The sequence below is a fragment of the Rubellimicrobium mesophilum DSM 19309 genome (assembly GCF_000600335.2).
Classification (GTDB): Bacteria; Pseudomonadota; Alphaproteobacteria; order Rhodobacterales; family Rhodobacteraceae; genus Rubellimicrobium; species Rubellimicrobium mesophilum.
This window is the reverse complement of the sequence record NZ_KK088521.1, coordinates 163,241-176,703: the sequence shown is the minus strand read 5'-3', so window position 1 is coordinate 176,703 and position 13,463 is coordinate 163,241. Positions and strand designations below refer to the sequence as shown.

The 13,463-nt window shown below is 69.4% G+C and carries 13 protein-coding genes; 6 read left to right on the top strand and 7 right to left on the bottom strand.

Annotated elements, in window-relative coordinates:
• Positions 1-72 precede the first annotated feature (72 nt).
• The 5 genes from RUMESO_RS00845 to tyrS all read right to left on the bottom strand — a co-directional run bounded on the left by RUMESO_RS00845 (position 73) and on the right by tyrS (position 5,029).
• Positions 73-813, bottom strand: coding sequence for a sulfite exporter TauE/SafE family protein (locus RUMESO_RS00845; RefSeq protein ID WP_037277271.1), 741 nt, complete (start codon positions 811-813; stop codon positions 73-75).
• Entirely contained in the window at positions 813-2,087 is a 1,275-nt protein-coding gene (eno, locus tag RUMESO_RS00840) for a phosphopyruvate hydratase (RefSeq protein WP_037277270.1), read from the bottom strand. Before eno ends, RUMESO_RS00845 begins: the two co-directional genes overlap by 1 nt.
• 32 nt (positions 2,088-2,119) lie before the next feature.
• Positions 2,120-3,022, bottom strand: a complete 903-nt coding sequence (locus RUMESO_RS00835) for a DMT family transporter (protein ID WP_037277464.1) — start codon at positions 3,020-3,022, stop codon at positions 2,120-2,122.
• 23 nt (positions 3,023-3,045) lie between these two features.
• Positions 3,046-3,468 (bottom strand): Fur family transcriptional regulator, encoded by a 423-nt coding sequence (locus RUMESO_RS00830; RefSeq protein ID WP_037277269.1) that lies wholly within the window; start codon positions 3,466-3,468, stop codon positions 3,046-3,048.
• Between the two features lie 313 nt (positions 3,469-3,781).
• A complete protein-coding gene (gene tyrS, locus RUMESO_RS00825) occupies positions 3,782-5,029 on the bottom strand; it encodes a tyrosine--tRNA ligase (RefSeq protein ID WP_037277268.1) in 1,248 nt (415 codons plus the stop codon).
• A gap of 60 nt (positions 5,030-5,089) precedes the next feature.
• Between tyrS and RUMESO_RS00820 the strand changes: the two genes are divergently transcribed.
• Both RUMESO_RS00820 and RUMESO_RS00815 read left to right on the top strand, forming a co-directional pair.
• A complete protein-coding gene (locus RUMESO_RS00820) occupies positions 5,090-6,184 on the top strand; it encodes an anhydro-N-acetylmuramic acid kinase (RefSeq protein ID WP_037277266.1) in 1,095 nt (364 codons plus the stop codon).
• A 237-nt stretch (positions 6,185-6,421) separates the two neighbouring features.
• Complete coding sequence (locus RUMESO_RS00815) at positions 6,422-7,087, top strand: outer membrane protein (RefSeq protein ID WP_037277264.1); 666 nt, start codon at positions 6,422-6,424, stop codon at positions 7,085-7,087.
• A gap of 40 nt (positions 7,088-7,127) precedes the next feature.
• Here RUMESO_RS00815 and RUMESO_RS00810 read toward each other — a convergent pair whose 3' ends face one another.
• A complete protein-coding gene (locus tag RUMESO_RS00810; protein WP_037277262.1) occupies positions 7,128-8,342 on the bottom strand; it encodes a pyridoxal phosphate-dependent aminotransferase in 1,215 nt (404 codons plus the stop codon).
• Positions 8,343-8,377: 35 nt separating this feature from the next.
• Positions 8,378-8,647: a hypothetical protein gene (locus RUMESO_RS00805; RefSeq protein WP_037277259.1), complete on the bottom strand. Its 270-nt coding sequence runs from the start codon at positions 8,645-8,647 to the stop codon at positions 8,378-8,380.
• A 98-nt stretch (positions 8,648-8,745) separates the two neighbouring features.
• Between RUMESO_RS00805 and RUMESO_RS00800 the strand changes: the two genes are divergently transcribed.
• From RUMESO_RS00800 to RUMESO_RS00785, 4 genes are all read left to right on the top strand, one after another.
• Complete coding sequence (locus RUMESO_RS00800) at positions 8,746-9,231, top strand: cupin domain-containing protein (protein ID WP_037277258.1); 486 nt, start codon at positions 8,746-8,748, stop codon at positions 9,229-9,231.
• Positions 9,232-9,406: 175 nt separating this feature from the next.
• Entirely contained in the window at positions 9,407-10,939 is a 1,533-nt protein-coding gene (gene cysS, locus RUMESO_RS00795; RefSeq protein WP_082483286.1) for a cysteine--tRNA ligase, read from the top strand.
• 139 nt (positions 10,940-11,078) lie between these two features.
• A complete protein-coding gene (gene cimA / locus RUMESO_RS00790; RefSeq protein WP_037277256.1) occupies positions 11,079-12,704 on the top strand; it encodes a citramalate synthase in 1,626 nt (541 codons plus the stop codon).
• Positions 12,701-13,462: a squalene/phytoene synthase family protein gene (locus RUMESO_RS00785; protein ID WP_037277255.1), complete on the top strand. Its 762-nt coding sequence runs from the start codon at positions 12,701-12,703 to the stop codon at positions 13,460-13,462. The genes cimA and RUMESO_RS00785 overlap by 4 nt, the downstream gene beginning before the upstream one ends.
• Position 13,463 lies beyond the last annotated feature (1 nt).

The window sequence follows — 13,463 nt, the reverse complement described above, 5'->3', positions numbered from 1 at the left end:
GCGGGCCTCGATCCTGCCGGCCTCGGGGTCGTGCCCCCAGCATAGCCCAGCCAGCGGCCGGCGCCACGCCGCTCACCTCAGCGCCTGCCAGACGAGGAGCAACCCTCCCACCGACACCGCCCCATCGAGGATCGCCGTCTGCGCCCCGTCGCCCATCCGCAGCGCGAGCCGCTTCGCCACGAAGCCGCCGGGGAAGCCCGCACCGCCGATGGCCAGGGCGAGCAGGATCAACCCGGGACTCAGGGCGCCGGCGGCCGCGAAGGTGAGCGTCTTGACCGTGGCGAGCCCGATGGAGATGGCCGCGTCCGTGGCGATCACCGCCGGCCCGCTCAGCCCCGTTGCCAGGAGGATGGTGAGGAGGATCACCCCCGACCCGGAGGTCCCGCCCACCACGGCGCCGTAGCCCGCGCCGGCCGCCGCCATGCCGGTCGGGCCGAGCCGCCAATCCACCCGCCGGGCCCAGCGCCGGAGCGGCACGAGCACCACGAGCGTCGATCCGATCACCAGGGCCGCCCCGCGCCCGCCCAGCGCCGAGAAGCCCCAGGCCCCCAGCACCGTCCCCGGCAGCGCCGCCAGCCCGATCCGCAGGGCCGTCCCCCGGTCCAGCCAAGGCCGGTAGGCCAGCACCCTCCCGGCGTTCGTGAAGAGGGACGAGAGCCCGATCACCGGCACCACCGCCTCGGCCCCGATCAGGGGGACGAGGATCGGCGGCAGGATCAGCCCCGTCCCGTAGCCCGCGACGCCCCCCAGCAGGGAGGCGCCGAAGGCCACCAGGGCCACGAGGATCAGCGCCTCGGGCCCGACCGGCAGCATCAGCGCAGGATCGAACGGCCCGCGTATTCCGCCGTGTCGCCCAGCATCTCCTCGATGCGGATGAGCTGGTTGTACTTGGCCAGCCGATCCGACCGCGACAGCGAGCCCGTCTTGATCTGGCCGCAGTTGGTGGCCACGGCAAGGTCGGCGATGGTGGCGTCCTCGGTCTCGCCCGAACGGTGCGACATCACGCAGGTGTAGCGCGCCCGGTGCGCCATATCGACGGCGCGCAGCGTCTCGCTCAGCGTGCCGATCTGGTTCACCTTCACGAGGAGCGAGTTCGCGACCCCGCGCGAGATCCCGTCCCGCAGCCGGTCCGGGTTCGTCACGAAGAGGTCGTCGCCCACGAGCTGGACCTTGCTGCCGAGCGCCTGGGTGAGCATCGCCCAACCCTCCCAGTCGTCCTCGCCCATCCCGTCCTCGATGGAGATCAACGGGTAGTCGGCCACGAGTCCCTCGAGGAAGCGCACGTTCTCCTCGGAGGAGAGCGACTTGCCCTCGCCCTCCATCTCATACTTGCCGCCCTTGTAGTACTCGGTCGCCGCGCAATCGAGCCCGAGGAAGATGTCCTCGCCGGGCGCGTAGCCCGCCTTCTCGATGGAGCGCAGGATCACGTCCAGCGCCTCGCGAGCCGAGCGCAGGGCCGGTGCGAAGCCGCCCTCGTCGCCCACGCCCGTCGCCAACCCGGCGTCATGCAGCTCCTTCTTGAGCGTATGGAACACCTCCGAGCCCATGCGGACGGCCTCGCGGATGTTGTCCGCCGCAACCGGCAGGATCATGAACTCCTGGATGTCGATGGGGTTGTCCGCGTGCTGCCCACCGTTGATGATGTTCATCATCGGCACGGGCAGCACCCGAGCCGCCGTCCCGCCCACGTAGCGGTAGAGCGGCTGCGAGGTGAAGTCCGCCGCCGCCTTGGCCGCCGCGAGGCTCACCCCAAGGATCGCGTTGGCGCCCAGCCGGCCCTTGTTCGGCGTCCCGTCGAGCTCGATCATCAGGGCGTCGATGCCGGCCTGCTCGGTCGCGTCCATGCCGACCACGGCCTCGGCGATCTCGCCGTTCACGGCGGCCACGGCCTCGAGGACGCCCTTGCCCTTGTAGCGGCCCTTGTCGCCGTCCCGCTTCTCCACCGCCTCGTGCGCGCCGGTCGAGGCACCCGAGGGCACGGCGGCGCGGCCCAGCGTCCCGTCCTCGAGGATCACGTCCACCTCCACGGTCGGGTTGCCGCGGCTGTCGAGGATCTCGCGCGCGTGGATGTCGATGATCGTGCTCATGGAGGGCTCCTTGGCTTGAGGTCGCGCGACCCCTAGCGCGGGGCGGACGCGGGGGAAAGGCTCTCCCTCGCGGCTCGGGCGCGGGCCCGCTCGCGCAGGAGGCTGTAGATGCCCGAGGCCACGATCAGGGCGCTGCCGCAGATGGTCCAGGCGTCCGGGGTTTCGGCGAAGACGGTGATCCCGATGACCATGGCGAAGAGCAGGCGCGAGTAGCGGAACGGCATGATGGCCGACAGCTCGCCGACCCGTGTCGACTGGGTGAGCCACCAGTAGCCGGCCGCCCCGCTGGCGAGGCCGCCGGCGAACCACGCGACCTCCTGCCCGTCGGGCCTCACGGCGCCTCCCAGGACCACCACCTCCGCGAGGCCCACGAGCCCCACCACCCCGAAGCCCCAGGCGACGAGCAGCATGGAATCGATGCTCCGGGGGATTCGCCGGGTGAAGAGGTCCCGCCCGCTCAGCCCCACGACCGCGAGCAGCGCGAACATCGAGGCCGGCACGAAGGCCTCCGACCCCGGCCGCACGATCATCAGCACGCCCGCGAAGCCGACCGCGATGGCGGTCCAGCGCCGCCAGCCGACATGCTCGCCCAGGAACAGCGCGGCGCCCATGGTCACGGCCAGCGGCGTCGCCTGGAAGATGGCGGTCGTCGTCGTCAGCGGCGACAGCGCGACGGCCAGCACGTAGCCGAAGGTCCCCAGCATCTCGCCGAGGTTCCGTCCCAGCACGGCCCGGTGCAGGAACCCGCGCGAGAAGACCCAGAGCCCCCGCCGGGCGGCGATGGCCCCGAACAGGACGAAGCCCCCGAGCCCCAGCGCCAGCAGGATCTCCCCCGGCGGCAGCCGTGCGGCCATCAGCTTGATGAACATGTCCTCGAGGGCGAAGCCGCCCATGCCGAGGACCATGAGGACAATCCCGCGCTGGTTCGCCGTCATCCGCGCGGCCCGGCCGGCCAGCGTCACGACCGCGTCGCCCGGCCCACGGGCACCGCGTAGAGCTCCAGCCGGTGCCCCACGAGCCGGTAGCCCAGCCGCTCCGCGATCCTCTCCTGCAAGGCCTCGATCTCCGGGTCCACGAACTCGATCACCTCGCCCGAATGGATGTCGATGAGGTGGTCGTGGTGGTCGCGGTCGGCGGTCTCGTAGCGGGCGCGGCCGTCGCGGAACTCGTGCCGCTCCAGGATGCCCGCCTCCTCGAAGAGCTTCACCGTCCGGTAGACCGTGGCGATGGAGATGCCTGGGTCCACCTTCGACGCCCGCGCATGGAGCTCCTCCACGTCCGGGTGGTCCTCGGCAGCCTCCAGCACGCGGGCGATGATGCGCCGCTGCTCGGTCAGGCGCAGGCCCTGGGCCTCGCAGCGCTCAATGATCGACTGGGGCATGAGGGCCTCTCCTCGGGCGGGGTGGTCGCCGTCGATTACCGGGTCGCGGACCGGGGCGCCAGTCGTCCGGCCCTATCTCGGGAATTGCGCGACCCTGTTCCCGTGGGAACAGCGAATCCTCGTCGCGCGGGGCTATCGTCCTCTCAGTTACGGTGCCTTGTGTTGGACCCAGGCCGGCGCGTCGCCTCCCCCGACGAACCGGAGATTTGAAGGACGGGTCCGTCGTTCCGGTATTTCAGCGAGCATTCTTCTCGTTCGGGTGGGGCCCGGTCGGATCGCTCCGGTCGGGCCGCACCCTATTTTCCAGGCCCGTCTACCCGACGCGCACGAGGGCGTGCCGCTTCCGCCCCGCCGTAAGCTTGAGCCCGTCCTGAAGCTCCGAGAGCGTCATCAGCCGCGGCTCGGTCACGACCTCGTCGTTGATCCGCGCCCCGCCCTCGGCGAACAGTCGCTTCGCCTCCTTGCCGCTCGTGGCCAGGCCCGCCTGCACGAAGAGAGCGGTGTTGGCGATACCGCCCGCGATCTGCGCCTCGGTCAGCACGACCGTCGGAAGGTCGTCGCCCACGCCGCCGGCCTCGAAGACCTCGCGCGCCGTCCGCTCCGCCGCCTCCGCCGCCTCTCGACCGTGCAGGAGCGCCGTCACCTCGTTGGCGAGCACGACCTTGCCCTGGTTGATCTCCGAGCCCCCGAGGCTCCCCAGCCGGTCGCACTCCTCCACCGGCAGCTCCGTGTAGAGCTTCAGGAACCGCCCCACGTCGGCGTCCGTCGTGTTCCGCCAGAACTGCCAGAACTCATAGGGCGACAGCATCTCCGGGTTCAACCACACCGCGCCGCCCTGCGACTTGCCCATCTTCCGCCCGTCCGAGGTGGTCAGCAGCGGCGTCGTCAGCCCGTAGATCTCCGCCCCGTCCACGCGGCGGGTGAGGTCGATCCCGTTGACGATGTTCCCCCACTGGTCCGACCCGCCCATCTGCAGCAGGCACCCGTAGCGCCGGTTCAGCTCCAGGAAGTCGTAGGCCTGGAGGATCATGTAGTTGAACTCGAGGAACGACAACGACTGCTCGCGGTCGAGGCGGCTCTTGACGCTCTCGAACGACAGCATCCGGTTGACGCTGAAGTGCCGCCCGATGTCCCGCAGGAAGTCGAGGTAGTTCAGCCCGTCCAGCCACTCGGCGTTGTTCAGCATGATCGCGTCGCTCGGCCCGTCGCCATAGGCGATCAGCTTGCCGAAGGTGCTCTTGAAGCCCTCGATGTTGCGGTCGATCTGCTCCGGCGTCAGCAGAGGCCGCTCCTCCGACCTGAACGACGGGTCCCCCACCTTGGTCGTGCCCCCGCCCATCAGCGTGATCGGCTTGCCCCCGCACTTCTGCAGCCAGCGCAGCACCATGATGTTCATCAGGTGCCCGACATGGAGCGACGGCGCCGTCGCGTCGTAGCCGATGTAGGCCGGCACGACCCCCCTGAGCAGCGCGGCGTCCAGCGCCGCGAGGTCGGTGCAGTCGGCGTAATAGCCACGCTCGATCAGCACGCGCAGGAAGTCGGACTTGGGCTGATGAGTCATGGCCTTGTTCCCTCTCGAAGGTCGGCGCAGTCTATAGGCTTCGCCGATCGGGAGGAAAAGATGACGCAAACCCTGACCGCCCTCGGCGCCATGTCGGGCACCTCGCTCGACGGCGTGGACGCCGCCGTCCTCGTGACCGACGGCGAGACGGTCGAGTCCTTCGGGTCCAGCGGCTACCGCCCCTATGGCGACGCCGAGCGCGCCACGCTCCGCGCTGCCCTGGGCCGATGGGACGGCGACGCGGTCGAGGCCGCCGCCCGCGTCGTGGAGCGCGCCCATGCCGAGATCCTCTCCGGCTTCCCCGGGGTCGCGCTGGTCGGCTTCCATGGCCAGACCCTTGCGCACGAGCCCCGGGGGCGCGGCACGCTGCAGGTCGGCGACGGCGCCTGGCTCGCCCGGGTGCTCGGCCTCCCCGTCGTCTGGGACTTCCGCTCCGAGGATGTGCGGCACGGCGGGGAAGGGGCCCCGCTCGCGCCCTTCTACCACTGGGCGCTCGCCCGCTGGATCGGCGCCACCGAACCCGTCGCCTTCCTCAACCTCGGCGGCGTCGGCAACGTGACCTGGATCGACCCATCGCGGGAAAGGCCCGAGGAGGAGGGCGCGCTCCTCGCGTTCGACACCGGCCCCGCGAACGCCCCCCTCGACGACCTCATGCTCCGCCGCCGGGGCCTCCCGCGCGACGAGGACGGCGGGCTCGCGGGGCAGGGCAAGCCCTCGCGCGAGGTGGTCGAGCGGTTCCTCAGGCACCCCTACTTCGGCCGTCGCCCGCCCAAGTCGCTCGACCGCGACGACTTCCCCGCGCTCGCCTCGCTGGTCGAGCACCTCCCGGATGCCGATGCCGCCGCGACGCTCGTCGCCTGCACGGCCGAGGCGGTCGGCCAGGCCATGATGCGCTGTCCCCGACCGCCCTCGCGCCTCCTCGTCACCGGCGGCGGGCGTCGCAACGCCACGATGATGGCGATGATCGCCCGGGCGGCCCAGTGCCCCGTGGAGCCCGTGGAATCCGCGGGCCTCGACGGGGACATGCTCGAGGCCCAGGCCTTCGCCTTCCTGGCCGTCCGGGTCGCCCGGGGCCTGCCCACCTCCGCGCCAGGGACGACCGGCGTGCCCGAGCCCACCTGCGGCGGAAGGCTGAGCCGCCCGACCGAAGGATAGCCGCAGTCGGGCCTCGTGGCGCTCGGACCTCGCGGGGCGGTGCCTGTCCATGCGACCGCTTCGCCACCCCTCATAAGGTCAGCGGACCGAACTGCAACAGGTGTTGCTGTGTGGCAACATATGGGTAAGGGATTCGTCACTTTCTGGAATCCCTGGTCTTCGATCATACGTAGGCTGACGACCCCGGGCCCTTCCCGTCGGTCATGGTCGTCAATTGACCAGAAGAGGTAACACCAAATGATTTCCCGTCTTTCCCTCGCCGCCGGCGCGGCGCTCCTGGCCGCTCCCGCTTTCGCGGGCGGCTTCGCCCCGACCGCCTCCTCCCCCGCTCCGGTCGCTCCCGTGGCGGTGATCGCGCCTGCCGCCGTGACGCCCGCCTCGACGGGCTCGGACTGGTCCGGCTTCTACGTCGGCGGTCAGTTCGGCTTCGGCAACCTGAGCATCGACGACAACGTTTCCGCCACTGACGACGAGGACTTCGACGGCGCCGTCTACGGTATCCATGCCGGCTACATGTACGATTTCGGCCGTGTCGTGGTCGGCGGCGAGATCGACTGGGATGCCACCAACATCAACGTCGACGCCGCTGGCAGCCCCGACGGCGTGGACCTCGACTCCGTCGCCCGCGCCAAGCTCCGGCTGGGCTACGACGCCGGTCGGGCGCTGCCCTACCTGACGGCTGGCTATGCCCGGGCCATGGTCTCGAGCGACGACGACGCCATCGACGCCGCTCTCGACGACAGCTACGACGGCCATTTCTACGGCATCGGCATCGACTACGCCGTGAGCGACCGGATCTCGGTGGGCGCCGAGGTCCTGCGCCACAACTTCGACGATGCGCCGTTCGACGGCATCGACACCGACGTGACGACCGCCACGCTGCGGGCCTCGTACCGCTTCTGACCCATCACGGCCGGCGCCTCCCGGGGCGCCGGCCCCGCCGTCACCCGATCTGGGGCAGGTGCGCCCCGCTCCGCGCCCGCTCGGCCGCGAGCCGCGCCGCCAGCTCCAGCACCTTGCGGACCGCCGCCTCGTAGACCTCGTCCGCCACCGTCATGGCGATGCGGACATGGCCCGCCCCGGCGCTCCCGAAGCTTTCCCCCGGCAGAACCGCGATCCGCTCCTCCTCGAGGAGCTGCAGCGCGAACCCTTCGCCCGAGAGCCCCGTCGCCCGCACGTCCAGCATCGCGTACATGGCCCCCCTCTGGGGCGCCGCCCTGACCACGTTCTGCCCCGCGAGCAGCCTTTGCGTGATCTCCCGCCGCCGCGCGAAGGGCGCCGCGATCCGTTCCTCGTACTCCGGCCCCTGCGCCAGCGCGAAGACGCCCGCGTCCTGGATGAACCCCGGTATCCCGTAGTTCGACACGGTGGACAGGTCCCAGAGCCACTCGATCGCCTCCTCCGGTCCCACGACCCAGCCGAGCCGGCTCCCCGTCATCGCGTGGCTCTTGGACAGCGATCCGATCACCAGGGTCCGCGCTTCCATCCCCGGCAGCGCCCGGGGGCTCAGGTGCCGCCCTTCCCAGACCTGGCTGTCATAGACCTCGTCCGAGATCACCCAGAGGTCCCGCGCCTCCGCGACCCGCTGGAGCCCGCGCAACGTCCGCTCCGAATAGACCACTCCCGTCGGGTTGTTGGGCGAGTTCACCAGCACCGACCGCGCCCCCTCGGCGGCGTCCGCTAGGTCCTCCTCCAGCGGCTCGAACCCCGCCTCGGCCCGCGCCGTCACCGGGACCGGCTCCAGCCCGGCGGATCGGATCGTTCCCGGATAGGTCGCGTAGTAGGGGTCGACGAACAACGCCCTGTCGCCGGGATCGCCGACGAACTGATGCGTCGCGAAGAGCGCCGCCTGCCCCCCCGGAGTCACGATCACGTTCTCGGCCCGCGTCGGCACCCCGGTCAGCCGCTCCGTCCTTTCCGCCACCGCCTGCCGCAGCTCCACGATGCCGGGGATCGAGGCGTAGCCCGTGTGCCCCGCCCGCGCCGCCTCGCGCATCGCGTCGAGGATCGCGGGATCGGTCTTCACGTCATGCTCGCCGATGGTGAGCTCGATGACCTCCACCCCTGAGCGGATGAGGTCCTTGGCGCGGTAGAACAGGTCCCACCCGTCCGAGCCGCCGCCGGTGATGCGCTGGATGCGTTGCGATGCCTTGGCCATGATGGCCCCTGGGTTGGGGCGGCCCGGGCCCGAAGTCAACCGCTGGTGCGGTCCAGCGTCACCTGCACGTCCCCGGGCAGCGCGTGACGCAGCGACTCGTAGGCCACGACGATCCTCTCGCGCAGGTGCCGGTCGTCGAGCGGGGGCAGGGCGACCCAGCCCGCGCCCTCCCGCACCTCCACCGACTCGCTTACGCGGGCGAAAGGCTCGTGCGCCAGGGTCCAGACATCCTCGCCTCCCTCGCCCTGGACCTTCTCGGTTCCCGGCAGCTCGGCGCAGATCAGATTCACGGTCTCGCGGCTCATGCCACCCAAGATGGGGCGAAACCCCGGCCGGTAAAGCCCGTTTCCATTCTTCCCGCCGCATGGCACCCTTTCCGTGCCGAATGCCCGGAGCCGCCCCGATGCCCGACGACCAGCCCTGCCGCCCGATCGCCCTCCCGGCGGCCTCCGCCCCGCCTCGCACCAAGCCCTCCAACTACCCGGAGCCCTTCTTCAGCCGCATGGCCGGGCGGGAGAAGCGCCCCCTGGGCGACCTCTTCGGCCTGCGGAACTTCGGCGTGAACCTGACCCGCCTCGTCCCCGGCGGCGAGTCCGCGCTCCTCCACCGCCACAGCCGGCAGGACGAGTTCGTCTACATCCTCGAAGGCGAGCCCACCCTCGTCACCGACCAGGGCGAGGTTGCGCTTTCTCCCGGCCACTGCGCGGGCTTCCCGGCGGGCGGCGTCGCCCACCAGCTCGTCAACCGGACCGGTCGCGACGTCGTCTACCTCGAGATCGGCGACCGCACCCCGGGCGACGAGGGCAGCTACCCCCACGACGACCTCCAGGCGACGCTCGGCCCCGACGGCAAGTGGATCTTCACGCACAAGGACGGCCAGCCCTACTGAGCGGAATCCCGTGGACGCCGGGGCAGGGGGCTGCTAAGTGGGCCGCCATGACGACCCGTGGCATCCTCATCTGCTGCATCATTCCCTGCTGACACCTGTCACGCGGGCCGCATCGTCGCACTCCCCAGGTGAGAACGAGACCAGCCCGCGGGCCTGAACCCCCGTGCGAGGCGCCATGACGACGATCCGCCTGACCAACACCAAGACCCGCCGCAAGGAGGTCTTCGAGCCGTTGGACCCCCAGAACGTCCGGATGTACGTCTGCGGCCCGACCGTCTACGACCGCGCCCACCTCGGCAACGCCCGCCCCGTCGTCGTATTCGACACCCTCTTCCGCCTCCTCCGCCACGTCTATGGCGCGGATCACGTCACCTATGTCCGCAACTTCACGGACGTAGACGACAAAATCAACGACGCCGCCCTTGCCCGGAAGAACGCCGGCGACCCCCGCTCGCTGGAGGAGCTGATCCACGAACGCACCGAGGAGACGATCCGCTGGTATCACGAGGACATGAAGGCTCTTGGAGCTCTTCCTCCGAACCGCGAGCCCCGGGCTACTCAATGGATCGGCCCGATGATCGCGATGATCCAAGACCTGATCGAGGGCGATCACGCCTACGAACGCGAGGGCCACGTTCTCTTTCGTGTCCGTAGCTACTCCGGCTACGGCGCTCTCTCCGGCCGCTCGGTGGACGACATGATCGCCGGCGCCCGTGTGGAGATCGCTCCCTACAAGGAAGACCCGCTCGACTTCGTTCTCTGGAAGCCGTCCGACGAGTCGCTCCCTGGTTGGTCCTCGCCTTGGGGTCGCGGCCGTCCGGGCTGGCACATTGAATGCTCGGCCATGGCGAAGGGTCTTCTTGGTCCGGCCTTCGACATCCACGGAGGAGGCATCGACCTCCAGTTCCCCCACCACGAGAACGAGATCGCCCAAAGCTGCTGCGCCAACCCCGAGGCGGGATTCGCGAAGGTCTGGATGCACAACGAGATGCTCCAGGTCGAGGGCAAGAAGATGTCAAAGAGCCTCGGCAACTTCTTCACCGTGCGGGACCTGCTGAAACAGCAAGTGCCGGGCGAGGTTATCCGTCTAGTCCTGCTTGGAACGCACTATAGCAAGCCGATGGATTGGACGGAAGTTAAGTGGAAAGAAGCGGATGCTATTCTTCTTCGCTGGGAAGAAGTTGTTCGAGACGTGGTTCCAACGCGCGAGCCGGACGAGGCGGTAGTTACCGCCTTGGCAGATGATCTGGATACGTCGCGTGCAATCACGGAACTTCATCGGCTCTACTCTGAAGGCAACCATGCAGGTCTTGCGGCCTCTCTAGATTTCCTCGGAATTGAAATCAGGTTGAAAACTCCTCAGGATATTGTTTCAGCAAAGGATCAGCTACTCGCGTCGGTTTTTGAGATGTATTTAGATGCGAAGGCGTCCAAAGACTTTAGTAGGATCGACCACATAAAGAGCAGACTGAAAGACGACGGTATTCAGGTCGGCTTTTATAAGGATGCAGCTCGACTTGATGCAGTCGATCTAGAGCAAGCTCGGATGGATATATTTCACTGGCTGCCGAGCTGGAAGGCGCGAAAGCAATTCTTTCGAGAGGCCGTGCGCCAGTCTGGTGAGAATGAGTTCAGTCTCAGTCGCAGGGCTCTGACGTATCAATATTTCATTCGTAGGGTCCAACCTCTGATCCAAAACGCAGAATGAGGACGGATCGGATGGTTCTCTCCTGTGCTCCCCACGCCACACCCAAACCCTTTCTCCACCCCCGACGCAACGCTCGTTACTATAATGAACCGTTAACCCTTTCCTGCGAATCTCAAGGGCAGCCAAAGGACAGACCCCAATGACCGCCCGCCTCTTCCTCTACGACACCACCCTCCGCGACGGCGCCCAGACCCAGGGCGTCCAGTTCACGACCGCCGAGAAGACCCGCATCGCCAACATCCTCGACGCCCTCGGCCTCGACTACATCGAGGGCGGCTGGCCCGGCGCGAACCCGACCGACTCCGACTTCTTCGACGCCGCGCCCCAAACCCGCGCCACCATGACCGCCTTCGGCATGACCAAGCGCTCGGGCCGCTCCGCCGACAACGACGACGTCCTCGCCGCCGTGCTGAACGCCAACACCCCCGCCGTCTGCCTCGTCGGCAAGTCGCACGAATTCCACGTCCGCACCGCCCTCGGCATCCCGCTCGACGAGAACGTCGAGAACATCCGCGCCTCCTTCGCCCATCTCAAGGCGAAGGGCCGCGAGGCCCTCTTCGACGCCGAGCACTTCTTCGACGGCTACCGCGCCGACCCCGCCTACGCCCTGGCCTGCCTCCACGCCGCCCACGGCGAGGGCGCGAGGTGGATCGTCCTCTGCGACACCAACGGCGGCACCCTCCCCGGCGAGGTCCGCGCCACCATCGAGGCCGTGATCCAAAGCGGCATCCCCGGCGAGAACCTCGGCATCCACACCCACGACGACACCGGCCACGCCGTCGCCAACTCCCTCGCCGCCGTCGAGGCCGGCGCCCGCCAGATCCAGGGCACCCTCAACGGCTTGGGCGAGCGTTGCGGCAATGCGAACCTCGTGACGCTGATCCCCACGCTCCTCCTCAAGGAGCCTTTCGCCAGCCGGCTCCAGACCAACGTCACCGAGGACGCCCTCAAGGGCCTCCTCAAGGCCTCCCGCACGCTTGACGACATCCTGAACCGCGTCCCCGCCAAGCAGGCGCCCTATGTCGGCCACTCCGCCTTCGCCCACAAGGCCGGGCTCCACGCCAGCGCCATCGCCAAGGACCCCTCGACCTACGAGCACGTCGACCCCGCGAGCGTCGGCAACTCCCGCATCGTCCCCATGTCGAACCAGGCCGGCCAGTCCAACCTCCGCCAGCGCCTGCGCGAGGCCGGGATCGAGGTCGAGGCGAACGACCCCCGCCTCTCGCGCATCCTCGACACCGTGAAGGAGAGGGAAGCCAAGGGCTACGCCTACGACACCGCCCAGGCGAGTTTCGAGCTCCTCGCCCGCGACGCCCTCGGCCTCCTCCCCCGCTACTTCGACGTGGAGCGCTACCGCGTGATCTCCGAGCGTCGCCGCAACGCGAAGGGGCAGGTCGTCACCGTCTCCGAAGCGGTCGTGACCATCCAGATCGGCGCCAAGCGCATCACCAGCTTCCACGAGAACCACCACACGCCGGACGAGGGCGATGCCGGCCCTGTCCATGCGCTGTCGCGCGCTCTAGCAGCCGACCTCGGGCCGCTTCAAGGCTACATCGAGGATATGCGCCTCACCGACTTCGCCGTCCGCATCGTCGGCAGCGGCACCGAGGCCGTGACCCGCGTCGTCATCGACAGCGAGGACGACACAGGCCGCCAGTGGACAACCGTCGGCGTCTCCGGCAACATCATCGACGCGAGCTTCGACGCCCTGATCGACGCCATCACCTGGAAGCTCGTCCAGGACGACGCCCCGGTCCCGGCATGAGCCTCCAGGCCTGCGCCGAGATGGTGGAGCGGTCCGACCCCGACCGCTTCCGCGTCGCCATGGCCGCCCCGCCCCCCGCGCGCGAGATCCTCTTCCCCCTCTACGCCTTCAACCTCGAGGTCGCCCGCGCGCCCTGGCGCACCCGCGAGCCCATGCTGGCCGAGATGCGCCTCCAATGGTGGCGCGACGTGGTGGAGAACAGCGCGGCTGGCGAGACGCCCCCCGCCCACGAGGTCGCCGGCCCCCTCGGCGCGCTCCTCAACGCGGGCCGCCTCGACCCCGCCCCCCTCGATGCCCTGATCGAGGCCCGCCGCCGCGACATCGAGCGCGAGCCCTTCGCCCCCGACGCGCTCCGCCCCTACCTCGAAGGCACCGCCGGGAACCTTCTCTGGGCCGGTGCGGGAGGCTTAGGCGAGCCCGAGTCGAGCCGTCCCGCCATCATCCAGGCTGGCTATGCCAGCGGCCTTGCCACTTGGCTCCTCGCCTTGCCGGAACTGGCGACCCATGGCCGGGGCCTCGCGATCCTGACGCCCGACACGATCCACAGCCTCGCCCAAGACGCCCTAGCCGCTCTGTCCGAGTCTCGCCGCACCCGCTTCGGCCCCGGCATCCCCGCGCTCCGCGCCGCCTCGCTGGCAGCGGCAATGCTCAAGGCGGCAAGCCGCGACCCCGACGCCGTTCTCCATGGCCGCCTCGCCCTTCCCGAGGGTCAGAAGCGCCTCCGCCTTCTCTGGGTCACGCTCCGAGGAACGTGGTAGC